Annotated in this window: 16 protein-coding genes; 9 read left to right on the top strand and 7 right to left on the bottom strand. The window is 50.5% G+C overall.

The annotated features are described in order from the left end of the window. The first annotated feature begins 12 nt into the window (after positions 1-12). From L0156_00430 to L0156_00400, 7 genes are all read left to right on the top strand, one after another. On the top strand, positions 13-1,221 hold the full coding sequence (locus L0156_00430; GenBank protein ID MCI0601457.1) for a protein kinase: 1,209 nt from the start codon (positions 13-15) through the stop codon (positions 1,219-1,221). 41 nt (positions 1,222-1,262) lie between these two features. Continuing rightward, complete coding sequence (locus tag L0156_00425; GenBank protein ID MCI0601456.1) at positions 1,263-1,448, top strand: hypothetical protein; 186 nt, start codon at positions 1,263-1,265, stop codon at positions 1,446-1,448. Between the two features lie 102 nt (positions 1,449-1,550). Continuing rightward, positions 1,551-2,561, top strand: coding sequence for a DJ-1/PfpI family protein (locus tag L0156_00420; protein MCI0601455.1), 1,011 nt, complete (start codon positions 1,551-1,553; stop codon positions 2,559-2,561). A 113-nt stretch (positions 2,562-2,674) separates the two neighbouring features. Then, positions 2,675-3,001 (top strand): ABC transporter permease, encoded by a 327-nt coding sequence (locus tag L0156_00415; protein MCI0601454.1) that lies wholly within the window; start codon positions 2,675-2,677, stop codon positions 2,999-3,001. After that, complete coding sequence (locus L0156_00410; GenBank protein MCI0601453.1) at positions 2,949-5,123, top strand: ABC transporter permease; 2,175 nt, start codon at positions 2,949-2,951, stop codon at positions 5,121-5,123. The genes L0156_00415 and L0156_00410 overlap by 53 nt, the downstream gene beginning before the upstream one ends. A 39-nt stretch (positions 5,124-5,162) precedes the next feature. Continuing rightward, positions 5,163-6,956: an amidohydrolase gene (locus L0156_00405; GenBank protein ID MCI0601452.1), complete on the top strand. Its 1,794-nt coding sequence runs from the start codon at positions 5,163-5,165 to the stop codon at positions 6,954-6,956. Between the two features lie 188 nt (positions 6,957-7,144). Next, positions 7,145-8,152 carry an NAD(P)-dependent alcohol dehydrogenase gene (locus L0156_00400; protein ID MCI0601451.1) on the top strand — a complete coding sequence of 336 codons (1,008 nt, stop codon included), beginning with the start codon at positions 7,145-7,147 and terminating at the stop codon, positions 8,150-8,152. An 8-nt stretch (positions 8,153-8,160) separates the two neighbouring features. Here L0156_00400 and L0156_00395 read toward each other — a convergent pair whose 3' ends face one another. The 6 genes from L0156_00395 to L0156_00370 all read right to left on the bottom strand — a co-directional run bounded on the left by L0156_00395 (position 8,161) and on the right by L0156_00370 (position 20,164). Further along, the gene (locus L0156_00395) at positions 8,161-10,833 is read right to left on the bottom strand and encodes a protein kinase (GenBank protein ID MCI0601450.1); all 2,673 of its coding nucleotides are present in this window, start codon (positions 10,831-10,833) and stop codon (positions 8,161-8,163) included. A 66-nt stretch (positions 10,834-10,899) separates the two neighbouring features. Then, complete coding sequence (locus L0156_00390; GenBank protein MCI0601449.1) at positions 10,900-12,312, bottom strand: aminotransferase class V-fold PLP-dependent enzyme; 1,413 nt, start codon at positions 12,310-12,312, stop codon at positions 10,900-10,902. 458 nt (positions 12,313-12,770) lie between these two features. Then, complete coding sequence (locus L0156_00385) at positions 12,771-14,909, bottom strand: carbohydrate binding family 9 domain-containing protein (protein ID MCI0601448.1); 2,139 nt, start codon at positions 14,907-14,909, stop codon at positions 12,771-12,773. 23 nt (positions 14,910-14,932) lie between these two features. Beyond that, positions 14,933-16,114, bottom strand: a complete 1,182-nt coding sequence (locus tag L0156_00380; protein ID MCI0601447.1) for a metalloregulator ArsR/SmtB family transcription factor — start codon at positions 16,112-16,114, stop codon at positions 14,933-14,935. Positions 16,115-16,407: 293 nt separating this feature from the next. Next, positions 16,408-17,829, bottom strand: a complete 1,422-nt coding sequence (locus L0156_00375) for a hypothetical protein (protein MCI0601446.1) — start codon at positions 17,827-17,829, stop codon at positions 16,408-16,410. 73 nt (positions 17,830-17,902) lie between these two features. Then, positions 17,903-20,164, bottom strand: a complete 2,262-nt coding sequence (locus L0156_00370; GenBank protein MCI0601445.1) for a hypothetical protein — start codon at positions 20,162-20,164, stop codon at positions 17,903-17,905. Positions 20,165-20,339: 175 nt separating this feature from the next. On the opposite strand from L0156_00370, the gene L0156_00365 reads away from it, so the two are divergent. After that, the gene (locus tag L0156_00365; GenBank protein ID MCI0601444.1) at positions 20,340-20,591 is read left to right on the top strand and encodes a hypothetical protein; all 252 of its coding nucleotides are present in this window, start codon (positions 20,340-20,342) and stop codon (positions 20,589-20,591) included. Positions 20,592-20,627: 36 nt separating this feature from the next. Next, positions 20,628-21,044: a hypothetical protein gene (locus tag L0156_00360; GenBank protein ID MCI0601443.1), complete on the top strand. Its 417-nt coding sequence runs from the start codon at positions 20,628-20,630 to the stop codon at positions 21,042-21,044. 8 nt (positions 21,045-21,052) lie between these two features. Here the strand turns inward: L0156_00360 and L0156_00355 are convergent, their stop codons facing one another. Then, positions 21,053-26,650 carry a hypothetical protein gene (locus L0156_00355; protein ID MCI0601442.1) on the bottom strand — a complete coding sequence of 1,866 codons (5,598 nt, stop codon included), beginning with the start codon at positions 26,648-26,650 and terminating at the stop codon, positions 21,053-21,055. Positions 26,651-26,697 lie beyond the last annotated feature (47 nt).

Genomic DNA, 26,697 nt, shown 5'->3' with positions numbered 1-26,697 from the left:
TGGATCATTCCTATGGGTATCTTCGCAATGATTTTTCTTTTTGCATTCGCATCCAAAACGCCAGAAATTCTCGCTATCCCTTTTGCCGCGATTGTCATATCGCCCCTCTGGATCTGGATGCGTCATCGTCACGAATTGAACAAACAGAAAATGAAAACCATCAGTCCTGAAGAGACGGCAAAGTCCAGCCGTATGGAAGAGCGACTCGCAAATCTGGAAGCGCTGATTTGTCGCCTGGATACCGAGTTGAATCAGCAAATGGAACGCTCGCTTATATCAACCAGAATGTTTGTTGCACCGAATTCCGCCGGCAAAAGCGGAATGCCAACGACGCTTCTGAGCCTGGCTGCCGCTTTGGAAGGACGGTATCAAGTGCTCTCAGAACTAGGAAGAGGCGGAATGGGGATCGTTTACCAGGCGTACGACAAACAACTGAAGGATCAGGTTGCAATCAAATTGCTCTCTCCGTTGCTCAGCACGGACCAGGAAGCGCTCGAAAGACTCACACGGGAGGTTTCCCTGGCTCGCCGTGTAACTCATCAGAACGTCATACGGATTCATGATATATCCGAAGTGAATGGCCTTCATTATGTCTCCATGGAATATTTCGGTGGAACGAACTTGAAGGAACATCTGAAGCGAAGCGGCTCGCTTTCGCTTCTGAATGCGTATCAAATCCTTTCGCAGATTTGCGATGGTCTGGAGGCGGCCCATTCACAGGGTGTGGTTCATCGTGATTTAAAAGCGCAGAACATATTGATCGGCCCATCCGGTCAGATCAAAATCATCGATTTCGGTCTGGCGCGCTCAGTCCATCTTGAAGGAATGACTGCGACAGGTTTGATCATGGGCACGCCGGAATACATGGCGCCAGAACAAGTTGCAGGCAAACATGTGGATGAGAGAGCGGATATATATGCGTTGGGAGTGATCCTGTTTGAAATGCTGACCGGGCGCGTGCCGTTTACAGGTGACTCGGCGATTGCCGTTGGATTTCAGCAATTAAAAGATTCACCACCGTCTCCGCGCTCGATCAATCCGCAAATTCCGGAAGAGGTGGAGCGGATCATTCTGAAAGCGCTCGAGAAAAATCCGATCCAGAGATACCGCACTGTAGATGAAATGCGAAAAGATTTTGAAGCTGCGCTACCCCGTTTTGCGGCAGCAGCCACAGCATCTCAAACATCTCCCCCAAAACCTGTTTCGCAAGAGAAGAACTAGCCGGTTCTCTCTACTGCCGCTGCTGTGCTTCCCGAGACGCGTTGAAATTATTCACAGGCTTTCTTTCTTCCTTCGAATCCAACCTTGTCCTGCAGGTCCAGCAACAGAATGAAAGTCGTGAGAACGGAGGACGGACTCTAACAACGATTGCGACTCTAAATGGAGGCGGCGAAATGAAAATCCATCTTCGGGCCTTGAATGGAAATATCGAAGTCCGGGAGAACTGATGCGCGCTGATCATGTTGTTTCGCGACAGAACAAAGTCGTTTTCCGCCAGAATATCCAGATCCGCTTGCCTGATAGGGTTTTGGCTGAATATACTTGAAACAATGGCGAAAGCCTACCAAGCGAATGAACTGCAGGGAAGCATAAATTCCGATCGCAGACGGATCATTGTCGTCGTGGTGCCGCCGGTTGATGAGCTGGATCTCGTCGGTCCCCTGAAAGTTCTCGGTGCTGCGAATCGTCTTGCCGCCAAGCCCGTTTATGAAGTGCAAGTTGTCACCAATAAGAAAGAGCTCGTTGTTCAGGGGGAGGAAGGACTGCTTTCCTTTTCGGCTCATGGGCACTTTCAGGATGTGAAGGGAAGGTTCGATTCGGTTCTGCTTGTGTGCGGACTTGCAACGCGCACGGAGCGCGATCCGGTTCTGTCCGCCTGGATGAAAAAAACAGCACCCGGCGTTCGAAGGTTCGGTTCAGTTTGTGTCGGCTCCTTTTTGCTGGCGGAGGCCGGTTTGTTGAATGGCAAAAGGGCCACTACACACTGGAAATTCGGCCAGGAGTTGGCCAACCGCTATCCTCAGGTGAGAGTTGAATCGGAGCCGATCTGGGTGAAGGATGGAAATATTTATACTTCCGCAGGCATTTCTGCCGGAATCGATCTGGCCCTTGCCTGGGTGGAAGAGGACTGCGGCGTATCCATTGCGCAGGAAATAGCGCGCGAGCTGGTGTTGTTTCTGCGCAGATCCGGCAAACACAAACAAGTGAGCGTATCGTTGTCAGCTCAGGCATCGGAAATGAAAGCAATTCAGGAACTTCAAGTTTGGATTCTGGAAAACGTTCGTAAGAAGCTCTCTGTTCAGATGCTTGCAGACCGCGTAGCAATGAGCGTTCGAAACTTCGAACGGGTCTTCGTCCGTGAGGTGGGCGAAACACCATCCAGGTATCTTCTGCGAATTCGCGTGGAAGCAGCGCGACTCCAACTCGAAAGAACCGATCGAGGCCTCAAACATATTGCGTTTATCTGCGGCTTTGCAAATGCAGGCATGATGCGGCGCGCTTTTCTTCGTACCATGGGAACTACTCCGCACAAGTATCGTCAAAAACTCGCAGAACAATAAGGCCCCCAACCTTCTCATGAGTGTAGGCTTCTTTTTTTGGCGCAAACTGATCCTCTTCTGTCGTTAAACACCGCTGGTCCATCTTTATACTCTTTGGTTGGGGTTACAGAGTTATGGACGCGTGGATCCAGAACCTTCGATTTGCACTTCGTGTGTTGCTTAAGAATCGTGGTTTTACTGCTGTAGCGGTGCTTACGTTAGCCGTAGGCATCGGCGCCAACACGGCCATCTTCAGTTTGGTTCATGCCGTGCTGCTGCGCCAGTTGTCTTTTAAGAAGCCGGATCAACTGGTGTGGATCTGGTCGAGTCGGACAGACAGGGACAAAAGCACTTTTTCTCTTCCGGATTTCATGGATTACAGGGATCAGAATCGCACGTTGGAGCAAAGTGTCAGGTTTTGCAACCTGGAGCGCCAATCTGATGGGCGCCGGGGAGCCTGAGCGCATTTTTGGTGTCCGCAGCTCGGCCAACATATTTCAGACGCTCGGAGTTGACGCCGAAATCGGGCGCACCTTATTAAATGAGGATGACAACCCTGGCAACCCGCGAGTTCTGGTACTCAGCCATGGTTTTTGGAGCCGGCGTTTCGGGATGAGCGCCGATATCGTTGGCAAGCCGCTCACTCTGGATGATGAGAACTATATCGTTGCCGGGGTCCTGCCTCCCGATTTTGCTTTTCCCGGAATGGATGCCGCCGACATAGTGGTGCCTCTTGTGCCGGATGCTGATCCGTTGCGAAAGGAAAGAAATTCCATCAGCTTTCTACGCGTGATCGGAAGATTGAAAGAAGGCGTCACGCTACAGCAGGCTGAAAGCAATTGGAATTCCATGGCCAGTCAACTGCAACGCTTGTACCCGGTTGCCAATGCGAGCAAGAAGGGAGTGAAAGCCGTTCCATTGCACGAAGAAATTGTCGGCAATTTTCGGCTTGCATTCCTGGTATTATCAGCCGCGGTGGGACTGGTGCTGCTCATCGCCTGCGCAAATTTAGCCAACCTTGTGCTTGCCAGAGCTTCCACCCGGTATAGAGAGATGGCGATTCGTCTGGCGCTCGGCGCAACGCGAGGGCGTTTGATGAAGCAACTTTTGACCGAAAATATTTTGCTTGCTCTGTTAGGCGGTTCTCTGGGGCTGGTACTTACGCAACCTGCAATAAAAGCGATCATTCTTCTCAGCCCGACTTCGCTTCCTCGCGCCGGCGAAATCGAAATGGATGCCACAGTGTTGTTCTTCACTTTGTTAATTTCATTGTTGTCCGGCGTCCTCTTTGGTTTACTGCCTGCGCTTCATACCGCAAAGGAGAGTTTCACTCAAGAATTGAAAGGGAGTGGAAAAGGAGCGTCTGAAGGGAGTCGCAAAAACAGCGTTCGCAACGTGCTAATACTTACCGAAGTGGCGCTATCGCTTTTATTGCTGATAGGCGCGGGTCTGTTAGCGAAAAGCTTCATTCGATTACAGTCGGTATCGCCAGGATTTGATTTTAAGAATTTGCTCGTAATGCGCCTTTCTCTTCCCAATGCGCAGTATTCAAAACCTGAAATGGTCACGGCCTTTTATAAACAGCTTTCCAACAAGATCAAAAATTTGCCCGGCGTGAAATCGGCCGGTGCTACATCGGTGCTTCCGTTGAGCGGGTCTAATGTGCGAATCAATTTCACTATTTCAGGGCGTCCACCTTTATCTCTATCAGAACGACCCATCACTCAGTATCGAATGACCGGCCCTGATTATTTCCGCACAATGAGTATTCCCATTCGTTCCGGGCGCGATTTTACAAATACAGATACGTTGCAATCTCAGCCCGTCGCAATCATCAGCGACTCATTTGCCCGCCGCCACTGGCCGGGGGAAAGCCCGATTGGCGCGCATATAAATATAGATGATAACAATCAGGGTCCAAGAGAAGTTGAAATCGTAGGTGTAGTGGGAGATGTAAGACACACAGGATTACAGTTGGATCCTGCGCCGGAGATTTACGTTCCTATCTCTCAAATTCCTGAAGAGAATGTTTCCATGCTGACCAACAATATGAATTGGGTGGTCAGGACCTTTGCAGAACCCTTGACACTGGCCGCCGCGATTCGGCGCGAAATTCAATCCGTCAATGGGAGCGTCGCTACAAGCAACACAAAGAGTATGGAGCAATATCTTTCATCGTCGCTTGCGCCGAGCCGCTTCAATTTGTTCCTGTTCGGGATATTTTCCGTTGCCGCATTGATACTCGCATGCATGGGAATTTACGCTGTGATCTCTTATTCTGTGACCCAGCGCACACAGGAGCTTGGGATTCGGATGGCATTGGGCGCTCAAAAATTGGACGTGCTCAAGCTGGTGATTGGAAGCGGTTTGAAAATTGTTTTCATGGGTGTGGCGCTCGGATTGATCGCCGCATACATTTTGACGCGAGTGCTGTCGAACTTACTTTATGGGATCAGTGTCACTGATCCGTCCACCTTTGTCTCGATGCCGCTGATACTCATCCTGATTGCGTTACTGGCGAGTTACCTTCCCGCGCGCCGTGCTGCGAAAGTCGATCCGGTCATTGCTCTCCGCTCGGAATAGCTGATACACTCAGCACAATTGCAATTGGGAGGATTTGAGATGTCTGCAATTTTCCGAACTGTAATTTTTCTGCTGGTTCAGTTCTGGCTATGTTCCAGTGCTCTTGCGGCAGGTCCTGCGGCAGATACCGTTTTCCGCAACGGTTACCTCTATACGGTGGATGCAAAAAATAGCGTGCAGCAGGCGCTCGCCGTTCGCGAAGGGAAAATTGTTTACGTCGGCAGCAACTCCGGCGTCAAACGTTATGTCGGCAAAGAAACGAAAGTCATCGAGCTGAAGGGCCGGATGTTGATGCCGGGACTCGTGGACGGGCACATGCATCCGTTTGAGGCCGGCGTGAAGCTTGCAAGCTGCAACCTGAACTACGAGGCTTTCACCATCCTTCAATTCCAGGCGAGGATTCAGAATTGCCTGGACAGCACGCGCGAAAAAGAACCGGACGGCTTGCTGGAGGTACAAAACTGGTTTCAGCAAAGCCTGCTGCCGCCCGGAACCGAGGCAACCCGCGAAACCGTCGATGCATTGATTACAAAGCGACCGATTCTTGTGCGGACATCATTCGGCCATACTACGCTGGCAAACTCACGCGCGATACAGCTGGCTCAGATTACTGCGACGACCCCGGATCCTGTCGCAGGAAAGATTGCACATGACGCGGCAGGCAATCCCACAGGCATTTTTGAAGATGAAGCTCAGTCGCTATTCGACAGTTTACTGCCGAAAATGACGGATGCCGACCGCGTGGCGGCAGCTCAAGCATCACTGGACGCCATGCGCAAACAGGGAATCACCACATTTCTTGACGCCTCTGCCGGTGCCGAAGCCATTGCTGCATACTCGACTCTTCAAAAGGAAGGCAAGCTTACCGCACGTGGTCATTTTGCAGTTCTCATCAGTCCTGAAGAAGGAAAGGATCCGGACAAGGCCGTGGCTTCAGTAATGGAAATTGTTCATAAGTATGATCAGGGCGTTGTTACCGCGCAACCAGGCATCACGGTCCGGAATGTAAAACTATTTATGGATGGAGTCATCACCGCGCCATCCTTTACCGGAGTAATGCTTGCTCCGTACTTGAAGAATGCAGGAACGCCGGAAAAGCCGAACTGGGTGGACAGCGGCAATACAGGACCCGCGCCTTATTTTTCAGCGGAAGTTCTCAAAACGCTGCTCTTGAAATTAGCGGTCGCAGGAATCGATCCGCACATTCACGCGGACGGCGACGGCGCCGTGCGTTATGCGCTGGACGGCTACCACGCCATGCGCGTGAAGTTTCCGGGAGCGCAAATCCGCGCAACTATTGCTCACGCCGAAATCGTCGATCCCGCTGATTTTCGACGCTTCGCGGAACTCGATGTCATCCCGGTTCTTTCGTTCCAGTGGGCAAAACCGGCGTCCGACACAATCGAGGGTGCAAAAGATTTTCTCGGGCCGGGCCGTTTCAAGTACCTGGAGCCGGAAGGTTTTCTCCACAAAGCCGGCGCCAGAATCGCTTTCGGTAGCGACTGGCCTGTTGATCTACTCAACCAATGGTTTGCACTGAAAGTCGGAGTGACCCGAACCAACGATCCGAGCGCCGGTGACAAGTACGCGGGCAGATTGAGTGACGATCCGGGCCTGTCACGAAAAACGGCAGTTCGCGCAATTACAATGAACTCCTCCTATGAACTGCACCAGGAAAAAGAGACCGGATCGCTGGAAGTCGGGAAGATGGCAGATCTCATCGTGCTCGACCGCAATCTGTTCAAGATTCCCGCCGAAGAGATCGCCAACATCCAGGTACTCCTTACCGTCGTCGGAGGTGAAGTCGTCTACCAGTCAGATCTGTTCCGGTAAATCAATTCAACAGTGCGACTCGGCCAAAGCCGCAACATTTTAGATTTCAGATGTGAGATTGCAGATTGAAATTGGAGAATTGTAGATTTGAAAAGCGTAAGTCTTGCCGGCGAGCCGCCGGCGCTACAAGCAAAAATCTTAACATTTCAATCTGAAATCCAGGATCTGAAATCTTAATTTTCATACCGATGCGAGTCATTGAAATTGGCGAAACGTTCGGGATTGATTCGTTGAGGGTTGTTCAACGCCCGGCACCTGTGCCTGAAGCCGGCCAGATTGTTTTAAGGATCCGGGCGGTCTCGCTCAATTACAGGGATCTGCTCGTGGTGAATGGTGTCAACCGGTGGCGACCTGCTGGAACACGTGTCCCCGTATCGGACGCTGTCGGAGTCGTTGAAGTGTTGGGCAGCGGAGTAACGCGAGTGAAAAGGGGAGACCGCGTTGCGCCCATCTTTTATCCCAGGTGGCTGGAGGGTGAGGTCTCGCCGGAAAAGCTGGTCTCTCCCCTTGGAGGCGCAGTAGCCGATGGAGTTCTTGCTGAATATGTCGCAGTGGATGAAGAGAGCGTGGTTCCGGTTCCTCCGCATTTGTCGGATGAAGAAGCCGCGACACTTCCTTGCGCGGGCGTTACCGCCTGGAATGCAGTGGTCGGCGCAGGCCGCTTCCGGCCGGGAGACACTGTCGTGGTGTTGGGAACAGGAGGCGTATCTCTCTTTGCGATGCAGTTTGCAAGAATGCTCGGGGCGAGAGTCATCGTGACTTCGAGCAGTGACTGGAAACTTGCGCGGGCTGCGAAGCTGGGCGCGTCAGCCGGCGTGAATTACGCATCTACCGATTGGACTGAAGCGGTTCTGGAAATCACACAAGGCGTTGGCGCCGATCATGTCGTAGACACCGTCGGCGATTTGGAGAAAGCGATCGCTGCGATCCGCGTTGGTGGGAGCGTGGCGTTTGTCGGTTTGTTGACCGGCATGAATAGCAAAGTGGATCTGGTCGCTTTGATGGGCAAGAGCGCACGGATTCAGGCGATTGATGTCGGCTCACGTGAGATGTTCGTCGCAATGAATCGGGCAATCACTTTTCATGAACTGCACCCGGTTGTGGACCGCGTGTTTCCTTTCTCTGAAGCGGTTCAAGGGTTCCAGTATTTAGGGGGAGCCACTCATTTCGGAAAGATCTGCATTCGTGTTGGATGATGTCGCAATTAGGACGAGTATTTCGCGAGAACTGTCGTGTAACGCGGATGGCTCCGCAGGGGATCCCATCTGGGATCTAACTTCAACTGGTTTACCGAGAACCAGGATGGGATCGAAAGAAGGTGATCCATTTGATCGAAAGCCTGATCGTACTCTCCTACCATCGCATAAATCTCCGCGAGAACCTGCAAATAGCCGTCACCGATCAATGCATCGCGTGAAACGGGAAGGAGTTCGACTGCCAGCTTCCCTTCGCGAATCGCGTCTTCTTTTCGACCAAGCCCGGCGTAGGCGATACCCAGAGAGGAATGTACCGCCGGACTCTTTGGTCTTTCCAACGCTTTTTCTTCCAGGAAGCTTCGCGCTTTTTCGTAATACGTTCGAGCAATGGCTTCCTGTTTTGAAAATGAATAGACCCTCGCCTGTGCCAGGGTTTTGGGAACAAAAATTCCTTCTTCCTGGAAGAGCTCTACAGGTGTGCGATCCAAACGCTCGAGAGCAGCCGTGTAGTTTCGTTCCATGGTTTCCTGGTTGGTCCAGTAAAACTGCGAAAATGCCGGTTCCCGATCCGGCATCTTTTCCAGAATCATCCGTGCTTGCTTTAAGTCGCCTTTCCAGAGAATCGCAATGGCCGATTTCATTCCATATCCATAAACCTGCTCAGGCGCAAGAGCCAGGGAGCGATCGATGAAATTATCCGCCTCCGCATAGCGGCGCAGCCGCATGAGACAAGAGGCCAATTCTCCGGGCATTTGAGGGTTGCGGGGATCCAACTCAAGAACCTTTTTTAAGTGACGGATCGATTCTTCAAACTTACCCTGTCGGCGTTCAATATATGCAATTCCGGAGATTGGCTCAATGTTGTTAGGTGCCGCTGCAGCCGCCGCGCCGAAATACTGCAACGCTTTTTCATAGTAGGAAAAGCCGTGATAATAATAGTAGCCCATTGCCACCAGCGCTTCCGGGAGATTCGGCTTCAGTCGGATCGCAGTATCTGCCGCTTCTTTTGCCAGCGCCAGTCGTTGTGGCGTAGGATCGTAGCCTTCGTGAAAAATGTGAAGATGGGATCTGGCAATATAGGAATACGCATGGGCGAATTCTGGATCCAGTTGGGTTGCGCGGGTGTATTGCTCTATGGCGTCCCGGAACGTCTTTTGATCGTAGGAAGCCAGGAACATGTTTTCATTGCCTTTGAGATATGCCTGATATGCTTCCAGATTGGAAGTGGGCTGAGCGGTAAGATTTTCCTGTTGTGTCTGAAGTAAATTAATTCCGAGTTGTGCAATCAGCGCACTGGCGATTTCCGATTGCACATTAAACACATCATCGAGGACACGATCGAAGTTATCGGACCAGACCTGCGTATCATCAGCAACACGAACCAGCTGGGGCGTGACGCGCACCTTACTGGAGCCGCCGGAACGGCTCCATCGAATACTCCCCTCCAGGACATAATCCACTCCGAGCTCCTGCCCGATTTGCTTGATACTTTTGTTCGTTTTGTTGTATTGCATGGAGCTCGTGCGCGATATCACTCCGAGATCTTTGACCGTAGATAGCCGGCTTGTAATTTCATCCGTCATTCCTGTTGCAAAATACTGATCTTCGGCGGATCCAAGATTTTCAAACGGTAGGACAGCAAGCATCTTCCTTTTTTCGGATGTTGCCGTAACTGTTTTGCCGGATGCTGATTCTTGCTTTCGTTGTTGAAACAGGAAAGCTGCAACAACAACAAGCACAGCGATCGCGGCAATTGCCGGAAGTTTCCAGGAGCGAGCGGATCGCGCGGCGGCAGGAACGGTGGTTGCCGATCGTGCTGATAACGAACCGGACTCCGTATCGCGTTTTAGATTTCGAAGATCGATAAGCAGGTCGTGCGCGGATTGATAACGGTTGTCCGGATCTTTCTCCAGACATTTCCGGACGATGTGGTCCAGCTCGGGAGGAACCGCATAATTCAGTCGAGCCAGCGCGTCCGGAACGCTGTTGATGATCTTGTTGATCGTTTCTGTCTGGGAATCACCCGCAAACGGAAGGCGTCCGGTTGCCATTTGATACAACACGACGCCAAGAGAAAACAGATCGGATCTGTGATCGACTACTCTCCCGAGCGCCTGCTCCGGGCTCATGTACTGCACGGTTCCCATGACAAGGCCCGGTTCGGTTCCGGATTTTGTGGCCAATTTGCTTGCTTCCGATTGTGGATCGGATGGTTGCAGGAACTTCGCGAGTCCGAAGTCAAGAACCTTTGCCTGACCGCGGGGAGTGATCATGATGTTTGCGGGCTTGAGATCGCGGTGCACAACTCCTCTGGAATGCGCTTCATCCAGAGCGTCGATTGTCTGGATAGCAACCTCCAGTAACCTGTTCACTTCCAGCGGATTTCCCTTAAGTTTGGCTTCCAGCGTTTCCCCTTCCACGTGCTCCATTGCGATGAACCGGATATTCTCAGACTCGCCGAGTTCGTAAATGCTTGCGACGTTGGGATGCTTCAAGACCGATGCGGCCTTTGCTTCCTGAACAAATCTCCTTAGCCTTTCCGGATCCGCTGCAACTTCCACAGGAAGCAATTTGATTGCAACGGTCCTTCCCAGGTTCGTATCCTCTGCCAGGTACACTTCGCCCATTCCTCCGGATCCCAGTTTTGACAGGATCCGATAATGGGAAATGTTTTCCGGCATCATTGTTTATTTTTCCAACGGACGAATATTGTACCGCAAATGCCCTGATGGTAAGTCTGAGGAGGACTAGCTTAAGAGTGCATTTTGAACGGCGCGAACGACGCGCTCGATATCATTGTCGTCCGTTTGCCAGCTGCAAACGGATACGCGCATGCAGCGTTTCCCGTTCCATTTTGTTCCACCAAAAAACGCTTCTCCGTTTTTGATGATTGTCCTGATGACTTTGTCTGTGCGCGTATCGTGGTCCTCCTCCGTGGCGGAAGGCTTGGGATCCAGGAAGCGGACGAGGCCTTGGTTGATGATCGGTTCCGAAACCAATTCCACACCGGGCAGGTTTGCGATGGATTGCACGAGTCTACGCGCTTGCCTGCAGTTTTGTTCCACGAGTTCGGCAATTCCACTCTTTCCCAGATGTCGAATCACCGCGTAGGTAGCGAACGCACGCGCTCTGCGGGACCATTCCGGATTCCAATCCATTTCATCGCGAGCGCCCGATTCATGAATGAAGTAGCTTGCGGAATAAGACATGGCCGCGCGGTGCGATGCGGCATCGGCAACAAACGCATATCCACATTCAAAAGGAACATTCAACCATTTGTGACCATCTGTGGCCCAGGAGTCTGCTTGATCCGCTCCCTTTAGAAGATGATTCAATTCGGAGCTCACAGCGGCCCACAATCCGAAAGCTCCATCCACATGTACCCATGCATTGTATTTATGAGCCACAGGAATGATTTCGGCAAAATGATCGAAGGATCCCGTATTCAACTCGCCTGCCTGCAGCAGCACGATTGCCGGCAGATCGGGTTGTTTACTCAGTAACTCTTCAAGAGCTCCGTGTATCAGCTGGCCCTGTTGATCGCAAGGCACTGTTGTTATGTTATCGGTGCCAAAACCTAAAAAACGAACAGCGCGTTCAACGGAACCGTGACGTTGATCGCTACCGAAAATCCGAACCACCGGTGCGCCGATCAGGCCGTTCCGTTCAACATCCCATCCCACGCGAGCCAATACTTTGTGTCTTGCTGCAGCAAGACAGGTGAAGTGCGCCATCTGGCAACCGGTAACGAATGCGAAACTTGCTGTTTTCGGCAAGGCCAGAATTTCTTTCAGCCAATCTCCCGCGACTTCTTCTACTACACCCACAGCCGGACTTGTTGCATGGATTGCCCCATTTTGATCCCAGGCCGATGTAATCCAATCTGCCGCCAGTGCAACCGGTAAACAACCGCCAATCACCCACCCGAAGAACCTTCCTCCTCCGCTCGTGAGCAGCCCACCGGAGACATCTGCGATCAAATCATTCAACACGACATTTGCAGGAATCCCACCGGGCTGTAATTCATGCCGCAGCCGTCTTCTCAATTCCTCCAATTCCACGGATGCGGAAACTCTCGCAGTTTCCATATTCTTCAAATGCGAAGTCGCGTGTTTAAACGCCTGTTCCAGTAGCGGCAAATAAAGTGAGCTTTTATTCATTCCCGGTCTCCATTCCATTGAAATGCTTCGAACCATAATTATAGGTTCGAGCAAGAACGCTGAGGGTGATCAGTATGCCGAAGTTTTTAGTGGAACAGTTGATTTAAGCGCCCGATTGGATAGCAGGATCGTTCCGCTTTTATTCGGGCCACAACCATCCAAAACATCCAGGGGTGCTTTCTAGTGTCCTGTCCCATCTAAAACTTGCATTTTGCTGCTGGCTCGCAGGCTTGATGGCGAGGCGCGAGCGAGGCGCATACCCTCTGCGGTATGTAACGAGCGAGCAACGAAGCCAGCGAGCCTGCGAGCCGCAGCCCTCGAGGGGCGCGGGGGCGGACAGGCATCTGCTGCGTTGCCGCTCCTCGACGATGCGCTGGGGCATCGACTGCGTCGCGGCGCCTTGCATCTGCCTGCATGGCGCTCGCGCCAAAATGGAAAGTTTTAGATGGGACAGGACACTAGATCCTGAGAAGGTACGTGAATTTGATCAGAAGTGATCTGTCCCTGCGAACAGGAAGGTCAGTGTAAGTGGCTCTATCCATGATTTCGTTGTAGACGATAAACAGCTCAGTCCCTTCCTTGAAGAGATAGCCAGCGCGCCAGTTCAATCCAAACTCCTGGGAAGAATTATCGTACTGAAGAACTGCCGATGAGGAAAGACTTGTGTTCAGCGAATAGCTGATTCGGGTCCGTGACAGATAAATGTGAAAGTCCTCTTGATCCAATCCAACAAAGTTTGAAACAAAATTTTGAGAAACGGTCAGGTGTTCACTGATTTTCCAAAGGATGGAAGGGCTGAGTTCAAGACGGGAACCGTCATAGAAACCTCCATGAGAAACGGACAGAGTGCCTGAAATGTTCCTTCCAGGTTTCGTCGAGATCTCCATTCCAAAGCGCGTGTCGAGATAATTTCCCGCAGGCACTGTAATGGTTCGAAAGATTGGAAATTCTACGGGAACAAGTTCTTCATTCCGGCTTGCAAAAAATCGGAATTGATCCTCGCTTTGAAAAAGCGCTTTTATCGAAGCTTCATGGAACAGAAGAGTCTGCGTGCCTGCATGGTCTTCTTCACGGATTAGTTCATAGCCGGGCGTAAGACTTAGCAAGGGTCCTGATTTTGTGTAGTAGGGAAGAAAGAGGTTGCCGGACAGGCGGCGCGTGTCGGGTCTCTGCACAAATCCGATTGCAGGATCAAAGCCTGCATCAATGTCCGAGTAACGAATTCGGAAGGAGGTTCGTTCGCCACTTCGTGAAAGATTCAAATCGAAGGCTGTAGAATCGGAAAAACTCATACCGTCCTGGGAAGAATGATTTCCTGTCGCGAAGCCAGTCAAGAAAATTTCGTTCCACAAATGAATATTGATGTCCACTCCTAAGGTCTGTTTGGAAGAAAGTCCGTCGGTGGAGCGATTTGTTAAGATGCTGCCGATATAGGATCGGCAACTGATTCCAGCTTTCAAACGGAGAACAGCGAAATTGTCTGCGGGAAAGCCAGAGTCTGAACGTGTCTGAACATTCAACGCGCCGATATCCAGACGGTTGATTTTTCCGGTGAGCTTTGCGCCAAAAAGAATCGGGACTGTTTCTGTTCCGTCTTCCGAAAGGCCGATCCTTCTGCTAAAAAAGATCTCGGTTTCTCCCGGAATTCCAAATTGAAAATTGCCGGCGCTTTCCAGAAAGAATTCTCGCTTTTCCGGAAAAAAGAGCCGGAATCGAGTCAAATTTACCTGCCGGTCGTCAACATCCGCTTCCGCAAAATCCATGTTTGCTGAGAAGTTGGAAATCAAATTGTTTGTCAACTGATACCTGATATCCAGGCCAGCATCTTTTTCAGCTTCCGTATTTCCTGTTTCCGCTGAAAAGCCGCTGAGAGCGTATGGTTTGACGAACAAATGATCTCCGCTCTGTATTGCTTCGAATCGATACTTTCTTGCTGCGGAGACGTTCGGTGTCCCGTTCGATAATTGCAGCGGAATCAACGGCGCAAAGATCTGTTCATTGGTCCGAATTATCCGCCGGAAGAAATTAATTCCCATGATGTTTATGCTTGCTTTGTGAAAACGAAGCGTTGAAAAGGGAACCTCAACTTCTGCAATCCACCCCTGATCGGTGATTTGGCTCTTGCATTCCCAAATCCCGTTCCAGTTGGGTTCCCACAGGTCGCCTTCATTTGCAAATTGAGCATCCACGCGAGCTCCCAGAGGATTTGTCGAAAACCAGTAACCGTTTCTTCCATCGTTGTACGAGTCGATGGCGAAAGCCAGCTGGTCGTTTTGAACGAGATCGAAGTCGTCCCGTTTCATCACGGTGGCGACGATTTTTTGAGGTTGGCTATCGTAAGCTCGAAAGCCCAGAAAAAGAGATCTTTCGGTGTACAAAATCAGCATGTCCGTTTGTTCCGTAGGGGTCGAACCTTCCCTTGGAAGTCTTTGTTTGAAATCCGAAACAACCAACGCCCCCTTCCATACCTCCTCATCCAAATTGCCATCGATTCTCGGTGGATTTGTTATCCGTGGAGGAATTTGAATGGAATCCTCCGCAAAAAGAGAAAGCGAGAGAAACACCGCATTCAACAGAATGAACGAGATCAGTTTCACTGCTTTCCGCTTTTATTTGACGGTCATTTAGTCCTTGTTTTTTTCAGATCGATTGTTTCTTCGGAATGAAACAATTTTTGCGTTACCAGATCCGAAAGAGTTTCAAAAACTTCGCGTCTCAGAGAAAGCAGAACAGCATTACCCTGAAGTTTTTCTTCCAGCAGTCCTGCTTCTCGCAAAACCTGAATGTGATGTGAGACAGTTGGCCTGGATAAGGCGATTGCCTTTGCAAGATCTGCGGAGGTCAGGGGATCTCTAGCCAGCAGAGCCACCATCGCGTACCGAGTCGTGTCTCCCAGCGCTTTGAAAATCAAGGCCGGGTCACGTTCCGGTTCATCGACTTGTATCTCTGGAGGTCCGGAAGTGGCCTGGCTTAATGAAATTGCGGGATCAAAGTACGGAAAGAAAGCAAGAATTCTGCTCGGGTCTCCTTCGTATGTAGTCCAGTGGCGTTTATCATTAAACGCTGAAGGCAAAATCACAGCGCCTGAAAGTTTCTTGAGCGGAAGCTTATAACCTCCGCGCACCGCTTCCAGAAAACCTCGCCTTTCGTCAATCTGTACGCGGAGCAAAGCGAGACGCGCAAATTCTTCGAGTGTGCAGGATTGAAATAGCCGCTCCTTCTCTTCCCTCGATCGCTCCAGTTGCGCGGAAAGGAAGTCCCACGTTTGTTTAAAGTCTGTTTCCCAAAAGATTTCCAACAGGTTTACCAGGATTTTCTGGAACTCTTTTGGTGTGCGGAGAAGGCAATTTAAACCCAGAAAGATTGGCGAAGACTTCTTAGCCGGATAAAGACCGATAAATGCGAGCCATTCACGTTTGGTCTTTGAAATCCGCATTACGGTTTGAAAGAGATCGTAGCGTCCTGAAAGAAGAGAGGCTACCGGTCCCCATTCGTGGAAGATTCCAAAGAAGATTGTTTTCTGCAACTCCTGGACCGTCAGTTTGGCGATCCTTCTGATCCTGTTTTCAAAGGACAGATCCAGCGGAGCGTCTAAAAGAGTATCGGAAACAGCAGGCCAGAGGTAAGGAGACCCACCGATCAAAGCAAACTTTCTATGGAAACTCTGCGGGATTCGTTGCAGCGCAAGCCTTTTCCAGCCTTCGTGGATCCGCGAGTTCTCATCGGTCAGCGTTTGCAAGGCAAAGAAGGGCTCGAAACAGGGACTGACAACAAACTCGAATCTAGATTTGATATTAATCATAGTAGATAGATTATAAACTAACATTATATAGTTGTCAAATCACTGAAAACACTGGCGGGCGACTGTAGTGCCCTGTCCCGTCTAAAACTTTCCATTTTGGCGCGAGCGCCGCCGCGCCCCTCAAGGGCTACGGCTCGCAGGCTCGCTGGCTTCGTTGCTCGCTCGTTACGTACCGCAGAGGGTATGCGCCTCGCCATCAAGCCTGCGAGCCAGCAGCAAAATGCAAGTTTTAGATGGGACAGGACACACTAGCAGTGGGAATCAGAACGACGCACAATTCGGAGAAGTGCTGATCACGACCGCATTGACAAAGGAATGAGATGAGGGACGTTCTTATGGAGTTTTATAAATAAACTTGATAACACCAAAAATACAAAATAAGGAATCAGCCAAAGCACTCTACCCTGATAACGTCCTTCCGCCGCTACAGTAAATCCCACGAAAGCGGCATTTAAGAGTAAGAAAATGAACAAAGCGAGCATGATTCCGGATAGGAAGTAGTATTTTTTTGAAAGACAAATAAGCAAAACGATCATTGCTGCTGCAAAAAATAATATCTGCGCAATCTTCTCCTTCAAAGAGAAAATTCTGCCTTTTACTTCCAGCCCTCTCTGCTGTTTCCCGTTCATAAACTGGTTGAATTCAAAAGGATAATAACTTCGTAAGACTTTGAATACGCCAAAGGTTTCGTCATACTTGAAAAGCTTTGAAGAGGTTTTGGTTAGTTGTTTGAAAGTTTCCTTCAGACACCTACGAAGGATCATTGGAGAGAAGGAATTCAGAGAATGCGAAATAATGTCTTGATACTCAGCCTGGTCCTCCGGAGCCGGTTTCCAGCCGCCCATTTTACGCATCGGTGAATCTTCCCCCCAAAAATACCAGTTTGGAAAGTTTTCGTTACCATTTAGTTTAATCACCTCCCTGTAATTACAAAGTTTCCAATTCTTTTCGTGGCAATACTTATCCAATGTTTTGGTTAAAGTGCCATGGTAAATTAGTTTGGATATGTAAAAAACGGAGTTGTTATTTGTTAATGTGAATCTGTCATTTACAGCGAGATTCAACATGCAAAGAGCGAGAGTAGCAGCTATCGCTAAAAGGGATAATTGTCTTGAAGTTTTCCAGAAAAGATCATTTCTGGAACGAAGCCCCCAGGACAAGAGCAGCAGGAGAATCACCGAAGAGTACATCAAGAATGAGTGACTGTTGTGCGATATGAACGAGACCATGATTGCGCCGGCAGAAAAAAATCTATCCACAGATTGCGTTGAGATAAGAAAAAGGAATCCGCCCAAAAAGAGCCAGCTTGTAAAAATATCAGGCATAATGCAGCTGACATATTTCGAAATGTCAGTCGTTAATACAGTAATGAGTATTGCACTGAATGCTATTACATACTGTCGTTTAACAACCGGGAGAATTAAAGTTGCAATTCGAAAGAGCAATGCAGCAGTTATGAGAGACTGCAAAATCAGTGGAACCCAAAGTGAGTTGAATAAACGGGCTGACATGAGAAACAAACCATAGCCAATCGGTTTGTCATTTAGGGGTACTTTCAGTTTGAATGACGAACTAACATACGCTGCTGTGTCTGAATGAACCAATGGATAAGTATTATTGATCGCAGCCCAGAGCAATAGAATAGAACCAAGTATTACTAAGCTGAATTGAAGTAAGAAAGTATTTTTCACGCGAAGAAAGGAGAAGACAAGCATTTCTTCTAGTATTCATCATTTCCCGAAATGAAAGAAGGTCCGATCCCTGTTTCAATCGCCAGTTCTCGAACGTTCAGAAATCCGGCAATTGCTCATTGCTGTCGAGCTCAATAGTCCAGAGGCCACGGCCAAAAGTGCCGACTACGAGTGTTGTCGAACCTTGCAGGAAGGAGAGGTCCTGGGCTGCGGCAGTGAAGGGCGCCCGGATCGCCTCCCAACTTCCACCACGATCGCGGCTAATATAGACGCCAATCTCTGAGCCGGCGATGAGCGTGTTGGATTTTTGTGGATGCTGGGCCAGCGACCAGAGCGGCGCGGAGGGCAGGGCAGCATCGCCAATACCGCTCGCGCTGCGCCAACTGATGCCGCCATCATCAGTGTGCCACAAGTTTTCAGCGGTGAAACCACCGAACGCAATGAACACGCGCCGGCGGTTGGAAGAGTCAATGAGGATTCGGGACGGCCATCGGTTTGGCAGGGGATTCAAGGATCCGTTGTCATCCATTGCTTCCCAGGTCGGCGTGGTGGCAAGACCATTTCGCGTGCGGAACAAGCGGCCGTCGTTGTGCGCAACCCAGATCTCATTGGAGTCGCCGTTCGCAATGGCGATCGCGCTGATGAGGTGGCCATCATCTCCCGGAAAAGCGCGTAGCAGCGGTGGCTTGATCGCCACCCAGGTCGCGCGATTCCCGGCATCCAGCGTTGCTTTGCGCACATTCTCACTGCGCCAGAGTGATGCGCCGCCTCCCAGCATTCGTCCCGGCGAATTCGGGTCGAGCAGAACCGGTGCGATGAAGTTTGCGCGAAGATCGCTCACAGGATTGCTGTCGGGAAGGTCGTTGGTCAGATCAATCAAACCGTTCGGCTGGATGCGCGCGATCCATAAAAACTGAGTGCATCCATACTGATAGCGTGAGTTACTTGGATCGATGAGTGCGCAGGCGCCATCGCCGTGCATTTCGATTGTTGTTTGAGTCGATCCCAAATTGCTGCGCAAGACACCGCGATCCTGAGTGCCGCCCAGGATGAGCCCATCTTTGGAGTGGCCGGCGACAGCGTAGTATTCTGTGGTCTGCATTCCGTGGTCGAGGCTGCTGGCGCGTTTCGGCCTGAGCCTCCGCGCCTCCACGTCATCTATGCGATCGATCCCGCCATCGTTGAGAATATAAACTTGACGATTGCCGGAAACGCCGAAACCGGAATCAGAGACCGCCGCCTGATAATCGGCATGACCGACGTCGCGGGCCTGTTCATCGGAGTAATTCACCCGCTGCCAGGTAAAGCCCCCATCGCGACTTCGCGCCAGGCTGACTCCCCCCGCCAGCAGCAGATCGGGATCGGTGGGAGACACCCATAGCATACCCGTATAGAACACCAACCCGAAGATCACTTCTCTGGAACGTTGGGTGAACGATTCACCGCCGTCATCTGACCGATAAATTCCTTCGCGTGAAATCGCATAAGCGGTCTGAGGACGCGATGGAGCGTAGGCAATTTCGTAGCGAGTAAGCTGCGTAGTACCGACGCCACTCGAACGCCGCCATGTGAGCCCGGCGTCGTCCGAGATCATCACCCGCGCTTCGCCGCTTGGAAAGAGGCCCTCGCGGACAGCTAGAAGAACTCGTGAGCCATTGCGCGGCTGGAAGACAAGGGCCGAGGGCGTAAGAAGATCACCCTGGAGCACGCGGGTCCAGCTCTTGCCGGCATTGGTCGAACGATACACACCCGACCGCGTTGGAAATTCGGGATCGGCAACCGCGGCCAGCAGAACATTTGAACTCACTGGTGAGATAGCAAGTGCCGGAACAAAGCGCCACTTCCTGGTTCGTTTGAGACGCTTCCAACTTTTACCGCCATCGCGCGAAACGAATATACCTGCGCCTGGCCCTCCGCTGTGAAAACGCTCACCGGTCCCGAAGTAGAGAATATCGGGGTTTCGCGGATCGATGACCAGCGAACCCGCAGGCAGGCCGAGTTTATCGGCGATCGGACGCCAACTGGCACCAGCGTCTTCACTCTTCCACAGGCCGCCAGATCCGGCCGCGGCCCATAAAATTTGCGGATCTCCTGGATGGACAACTAAGGCGCGTGCGCGCCCCCCGCGGTCGATCGGACCCCTGGCGGTCCAAACTTCGGTAGTTATCGCAGCCGAGGCCTTCTGATTTCGCCAGTAACTCAGATTCGCTTCAAGCTGCTGCAATGCTTTGAGCCGGCCATCCGGCGTAATCCGGCCATGCTCATCGCGCATCGCGCGCTCTCGCCAGCGGGTCGCCTCCGCCGGACCGCGCTCTTTTATCCGCCCCGATTCATGATTGCTCGTGCAAACAAAGATCATGCAAACAAAGACGCACAGGCCGCATCCCCGAAACAGCATCTGATGTAAGAGTACTGTTTCATCGAAAATCCTTCTAGTTTTTAACGCAGAGGCGCAGAGGCACAGAGGTTTGACTCTTTTTTCTCCGCGTACTCCGCGTCTCTGCGTTAATTTTAGACAGTATAATAAAGTAGAAATGTGGAAAAAGATTTTGTTGGGAATCCTGGCGCTGCTTCTGCTTGCTGGCGGTGCCTTTGTTTACTGGATAGGTGGACCGAGCATGGTCATCGGAATGATTCGCTATGATCAGCGTGAAGAGGGAAGACTTCGCGTGGGTGATCGCGCCCCTGATGTTCCGCTCCTCTCTTTGGATGGAAAAAATCAGTTGCAGCTGAGCTCTTTTATCGGACCGAAACCTCTTGTTTTGGTTTTCGGTAGCTTCACGTGACCTCCCTTTCGCAAGTCGGTCGACACGCTAAAGAAGATCCACAGAGAATACGAAAACAAAGTCACCTTTTTGACAGTATATATAAAGGAAGCCCACCCTGAAGATGAGTGGCAAGTGAAATCCAATGAAAAGGAAGACGTCTGTTACGCGCAGCCCAAAACTCAGGCTGATCGTTTAATGATCGCGACTGATTTCGTAAAGCGTTTTCAATACAACATCCCTTTACTGGTGGATCCGATTCAAAATCCCGGGAATGCTGCTTTTTCAGCGTGGCCCGAACGGTTTTACATCATCGATGAAAAAGGTACGATCGTCTATAAAGGAGAGCCAGGGCCTTTCGGCTACAAACCGGAAGAAGTTCTCGAGTGGCTTTCAAAACGCTTCCCGGTACAATCCGCTCTTCGCATCGTTGCGCCGTCTGAAAATCGCCTTCAAGCCACAAAGGCACAGTGAACACACAGCTATAGGACTTTTGTTTCCTGGAGGATTAAGTCGATCTGATGCTTCAATTTCAACTGAAGTTCCGCCATCGATTCAAAGCTCAAGTAGATTTGCTCTGCTTCTGCTATTTGATCTTTTAGCTTTTTGATCTGCAAAATCTGCTCATCAATTTCGCTGATCTTGACCGGCACATCCTTGAATAGCACGTACAAATACCTTGGATTGGTGCTGCCCTTTTTGAAGTTCTGGTAAGCGAGTTCGAACTCTTCTTTCGTGAATTTCCCAACCTTCTTGAAAAAAAGAAAAATGACAACCTCGCATTGGAGTAGTTGCTCATTGAAGTGATCTTGAATGCCAGCTCCGCGAAAGCTGTGTGATAATTCCTCCCATACAATCAGTTGAAGATACAGACCTTTGTTAAACATCCGGTCATTCTCTCTTCTAATCAGTAACTCGATCTCTCTTCGCTCGGGTTCCATCTCTCCAGAAGAAGCGAGGAAAATCTTCAGACTGCGCATGGAAGCCGGAGCTGTTTGATCCTCACGCTGCCGAGGAACTGTTTCTTCTTTGGTTTCTTTGACCGGATCGTCCTCTTTCGAACCGGGTGGTTCTACACGTTTGTTTCGAGTCTCAATCGGCGATTGCATAGCTGTGCTTTCGCTTTCGATGCTCTGTTTGCGCAAGGCGGAGAAGCCACCGTAATCACAATTTGGCGGTACGCGCGAAAGAAAATCTCTCCATTCATCGGCAACGTTCCGATAAGGTGGCTCGGCTGCGTTAAGAATGGAGAAAACATCCTGTCGTACATTTGCTGGCCAGTCGAGAAGCCCGGCCTGAAGCGAGGATTGTACCTGCAAAACACCGGGAGATTTTCCTGCCTGCAACAAACCGGCGCAAAACAATATTCGCTCGATCGGAGAATCTGCCTGTTCGAGGCAATCCTGTAACATATTGGATCGTTCGCCGCCATAAATACGCGCCATTGCTAAACCAGCCTGGCCTCTAGTTTCAGAATCATTGTCTTGAATCAGACGGTCCAAAATATCCGCATATTGAAATGCCTTACATAACCCGATTTGTCGCGCATGATATTTATTCCACACCGGTTTAAAAGTTTCGAAGATCTTGCCGAGAGAAGCCCGTGGATCGTCACCGAGATGAATCACGTGCAAAAGCGAGTGGAGTGCATAACGTCGGATTGTCTCATCCTTATCCCCCAGCGCTTCGGTTGCCTTCCATAGTGCCTGTACAGAAGTCTTGTGTTGGATCCGGCTTAATGACAAAGCGCATTCAGCTCTGAGAGCGAGCGGCTCCTGATGATCCATCAGGATGCCTTGAAGAGTAGCGACTGCCCGCTGCAGTCCTAAGGACCCGAGGACATGGGCGCAACATTCCCGAACAAGCTCATACGATTTGTTGTTTCCGCTATTAGATAGCCACTTGAGAAATTGATCTGCCTGGCTTTTGCCACTTCTACGCCTCAGTATTCTTTTTAGAACGATAAGGTCTCCGTCTGTCACGGGATCCGGATATGGGCTGAAATTGTCATGTTCATAGCCTTCAAACAAATCCGCCATAAAATTCAGCAATGAAATGTGTTCAGGCAATTGCTTTGTCAGGAATCGCGCCGCAGCCTGAAGAGTCACGAATCTAAATTTTCCATCCAGGTCAGTTCGGGTCTTCTCCAGAACATCACGAATGGCATATCTCCAATCGAATGCGCCTAGATAACCCAACGCTTCGATGCAGTTTCGTACTTGATCTTTTTCTTCGAGTAATCGAGCGCCGCTGCTGTTGATGAAAGAATCGGCAATCTGATTTGCAGCTTCAACCTTTACCTCTTCGTCCGAAAAGATATCGAAACACTCGGCAGCCACACTTCCCGTTTTCCAATCACCGGTCCGAACGAGCTCTACAAGAGCTTTGGCAGATTCCTCTTCAAAACTGGCAAAGAATTGCTTGAACCGATCATGAATCTGTTCACGATGAGTCCTATTCGAAATATCTTCCATTTGTTTTAACAAATCGACGACGTGAGGAATTGCAGTAGAACCTTTCTGCCAGAATGTTTCTAGCGCTGCCGTGCCCTCAGCTATGTTTGCCTCCATAAACCAATCCGCGGCACTTTCCTCTTTGGCCGGAGGCAAGTAAGCAGGCGGCGGTGGCAGTGGTTTTGAATCCTCAACCCCAGCGGGAATGTTTTGGATTTTGACTTTGCTGCGACTTACAAAATCGTGGAGCCGACCCTCTGCAGCCAGAATCATGGCAAGCAAGTCACGGACTTCAGCTAAGCCAGCCTGGCCGAGCGTGGTCTTAACAAAGTCCATTTTCTCACTGTCAAAATCATTGATGAGGGCTCGAGCAGCGAAATAACTTTCAAATGTGTCGTGAAAGAATTTGAGGTAAGACTCGCCAACGCGCCGGTAGAGACCCGCGGAAATCAGGATATTCAACACTTCGATTGCCGGGCGATTAATACCGAAGCCTTCGAGAGGATCCTTAACCGCATAAAGAATCTCCACGGCTCTGTTAACAGTCACGCCGCGCGATCCGGGGTTGCGCAGATACGTCTCGCGGACTAAATGGCATATGCCGAAAATCAACCCTGCCGAATTCTTGACTCCTGTAGCGTCGGGGCGGAGAAGCCTGTCAGTGAATTTAGAATAGACACCAGGTAGATCCTTCGGAACATTTCCTTCTGAAGCATAGACCTCAGCTACCAGCCGAAGCATAAGTGGAATTCGGGGCAGGTTTGGGAGGCGTTCCTGAAGCAAGTCATTGAGTTTGCCAGCCCGCTCCAGTGAGTGATTCGCGCTTGTTATTTCGGGTGCTGATGAAGCCGGCCTCGGTTCCGGTAGGTACCGCGCTAAGAAGGGAACAATGTCGTCATTAGATAAGTCTCTAAGCTGAATTTCAACGGGCTGTCCTAAAGCATCTCGCAGGTCGGTGGGCAACTCAGTCCGGGAGGCGAAAAGAAATCTAGCGTCAGGATTTTGCTTAACCTTTTGGGGAATATCCTTCATTGCGTCGTCCCAAAAAGCCTCGCGAATTTCCGAGTATCCATCGAACAATACGAGAAGGTATCCGGCCTCAAGTTGTGCGGCTACTATCGTATCATTTACGTATGCCCGATGCCGCCGCAAACTTCCGGTAACAGTGCTAATCACGTTCCCGGTATATGCTAAACCTTCTACCAATACGGGAACGTGTTTTCTTCCGCCTACTTCGTTTAACGCCATAAGTGCGATGTAGCGAGCCAGCGTGCTCTTACCTCGCCCACCGTCCGCTACAATCGTGACTGCCTTATGCTGCAATTCTTCCCACGCTGCTTGCGAAATCGATTTTGTGGATGCTGCTTCCGAAAGGCCTGTCGCGGTGTAGGGAAGATCGACATACCTTTCGGAGACAACGGTCATCTCGCGCTCGCGTCGCATATTATGGCGATATCTGCGATAAAGCTTCCACCGGCCCACCGGTGTTAGATAAAACCAGGGAGCAATCCATTTGAACGGCGGCACGTTTAATTGAAGAAGGAGAGAGGCTAATCGTGTAGAACAGAAAGTCAAAACCAGGAGACTCCCCAAAATGGTCCAGAATCCTCCCGGTATGTCTTCCTTAATGAAGCGGATTATTGCTGGCCAGGAAATGCCTCGATCTACATTGTCGACAACATAGATAATATTTTGTTCAGATGCGATAACGAATGCTCCTGGCATGCGCGCAATCGAACTAACTCTGGAGATCCTTGAAGCATCTTCGCTAGCTTCGGAAAAAGATTCTCCGCCATCCACACTCCAAAAGAGTCCTTGATCGCTCCCGGCAACCAGCATTTCGGGGGTGCCATCAAGAAGAACAGCTTCTGGATCAATCCACAGGTCCGTAATTTTTCCACGCAACCCTACTGCCCGTGGTCTCCAGCCATTTGAGTCTGTTGCGTTCCGAAAGCAGTGGATCGCATTTCCCATCACCGCACACACACAAGAACCACTTGCGATGAGTCTTGAGATATCGCTCAGCTTCCTGACATTCAGCGGACGCCACACAAGATGCTCAGGATTGAATGTGTACACGGTGTCTTCTGTCGAAACGAAGACTGCTTTATCAGATGTGGTTATCGAAATGAGATTAGCATCATTCAGGCCAGTTGAAATTTCTTGCCATTTTGTGTCCTCTTTCTGCTGGCGGCTCACCTTCCCTCTGCTGAGGCGATATACGTGATCGGAGCTTATCTCGATCTGGTCATTTTTATCGAAAACATCCGGCTTCTGAGCATTTTGGCTACCCCACGGCTCCCAATTTCCACTTTCGTCACGCGTAGTCTGAAGTCCACGATTCGTCAACGCCAGGACGATTCGCTCTTTCAGGGCCACATCGTAAATCTCTTGTCCAATGAGGCCTGGCAACCATTTCTTCCCGAAATCATCGCTGTGCCATATCGTCTTTTCACCTTTACCATGCAAGGGGCGTGTTATCGCAAATAGCATCTTCTGTGAGATACCGGCGTGAAGCACTTCAACAGAGCTGCGCCAGGTACATTGCTGAAAGTTATCGAGGCCAGTAGCTACGTAAAGGTGAGTTGGCGCAACGGCCAGCACTCGATCCGTGCCCACAACGACGAAGCGCGAAATATCATCCGGCACATTCTGCAACCTTGCCCATTTGCCGTTGCGTAAGTCATATGAGAAATGACCCGTAGATGTGGCAGCGTAAAGCCGGGTGCCAGCAGTCACAAGACTTCGAATCGGATTTTGGGAAGTTGTATTTTCACCTTGGAAGTTCCAGGGATACGGGCGTCCGAAATCCTGCCAGTTATCTCCTAGATCATTGGACTCCTTCAATATTCCCGTGGAAAGCGCGGCAATCAACTTACCTGAAAGGCTCGTCATTGACGTGGGGTCTTGCCCCTCGAACTGCAGCCGCTTTAAGGGGTCAGCGTAACCAGGCCCGGTAAGGTAATGGCCGTAAATGACATTGTTATCGGAATTGTAAAGCCATACAAGAGCTTGAGATGCATCATCGCGTTTTATTCTTTCGATAGTTATAGGGAGCCAACCGCGTGGAAATCGAGCAGCTTTTTCCCATTGTTTATCTCTCTTAACTAGTAAGCCTTCGTTTTCCCACGTTAACTCAGTTGGACCAAACCGCCAAAATGTAACCTGCTGGTTTGTACTGAGCTTGCTCCATGTCAGCAGCTTCGGATCCAATATCCAGCTGCCATCGCTAAAATAAGCAAGCGCCCCGGAGTCAACGCATGATACCCAGAAAGGTTTAGGCGCGGGCAACTTTAACTCAGTCCACAGCGCCCCTTCATTTACGCTCATGAAGATAAGGCTTTCTTCGCGCGGAAAGGAACGTATACAGACGAACAGTACGCCATCGAAAGCGCTAAATGTAGAGTTGTCTACCTGGAATCCGGGGCTTACCGCAACTGACGGAACTTGCAGCCGATACGGGGTCATGCCATCAGCAACCGGAGGGTGCTTCTTGATTTCATTTTGAAGTGAATCAGGGATCGCCGGCTGATTCGCTTTGGAACAGCCGCTACATAGAAAAGACGCCGTTATTAGTAACGCTGTGATCAACACTAAGAACGCCGGGCGGCGGGATGCGCGTTGCATTAGAGGCTATTTTACCTCAATGTCGGCGTTGACGATTCGCCGAGTCT

It is taken from the genome of bacterium, assembly GCA_022616075.1.
Taxonomy (GTDB): Bacteria; Acidobacteriota; HRBIN11; order JAKEFK01; family JAKEFK01; genus JAKEFK01.
This window is presented reverse-complemented; position numbering and strand designations above follow the sequence as displayed.

Excerpts from the sequence above, each read along its gene's own strand:
- L0156_00415 (MCI0601454.1), top strand. The coding sequence starts at position 2,675 with ATGGACGCGTGGATCCAGAACCTTCGATTTGCACTTCGTGTGTTGCTT.
- L0156_00390 (MCI0601449.1), bottom strand. The coding sequence starts at position 12,312 with ATGAATAAAAGCTCACTTTATTTGCCGCTACTGGAACAGGCGTTTAAA.
- L0156_00380 (MCI0601447.1), bottom strand. The coding sequence starts at position 16,114 with ATGATTAATATCAAATCTAGATTCGAGTTTGTTGTCAGTCCCTGTTTC.
- L0156_00420 (MCI0601455.1), top strand. The coding sequence starts at position 1,551 with ATGGCGAAAGCCTACCAAGCGAATGAACTGCAGGGAAGCATAAATTCC.
- L0156_00375 (MCI0601446.1), bottom strand. The coding sequence starts at position 17,829 with ATGCTTGTCTTCTCCTTTCTTCGCGTGAAAAATACTTTCTTACTTCAA.
- L0156_00365 (MCI0601444.1), top strand. The coding sequence starts at position 20,340 with ATGTGGAAAAAGATTTTGTTGGGAATCCTGGCGCTGCTTCTGCTTGCT.
- L0156_00355 (MCI0601442.1), bottom strand. The coding sequence starts at position 26,650 with ATGCAACGCGCATCCCGCCGCCCGGCGTTCTTAGTGTTGATCACAGCG.
- L0156_00405 (MCI0601452.1), top strand. The coding sequence starts at position 5,163 with ATGTCTGCAATTTTCCGAACTGTAATTTTTCTGCTGGTTCAGTTCTGG.
- L0156_00395 (MCI0601450.1), bottom strand. The coding sequence starts at position 10,833 with ATGCCGGAAAACATTTCCCATTATCGGATCCTGTCAAAACTGGGATCC.
- L0156_00400 (MCI0601451.1), top strand. The coding sequence starts at position 7,145 with ATGCGAGTCATTGAAATTGGCGAAACGTTCGGGATTGATTCGTTGAGG.
- L0156_00430 (MCI0601457.1), top strand. The coding sequence starts at position 13 with ATGGGTATCTTCGCAATGATTTTTCTTTTTGCATTCGCATCCAAAACG.
- L0156_00370 (MCI0601445.1), bottom strand. The coding sequence starts at position 20,164 with ATGATCTTTGTTTGCACGAGCAATCATGAATCGGGGCGGATAAAAGAG.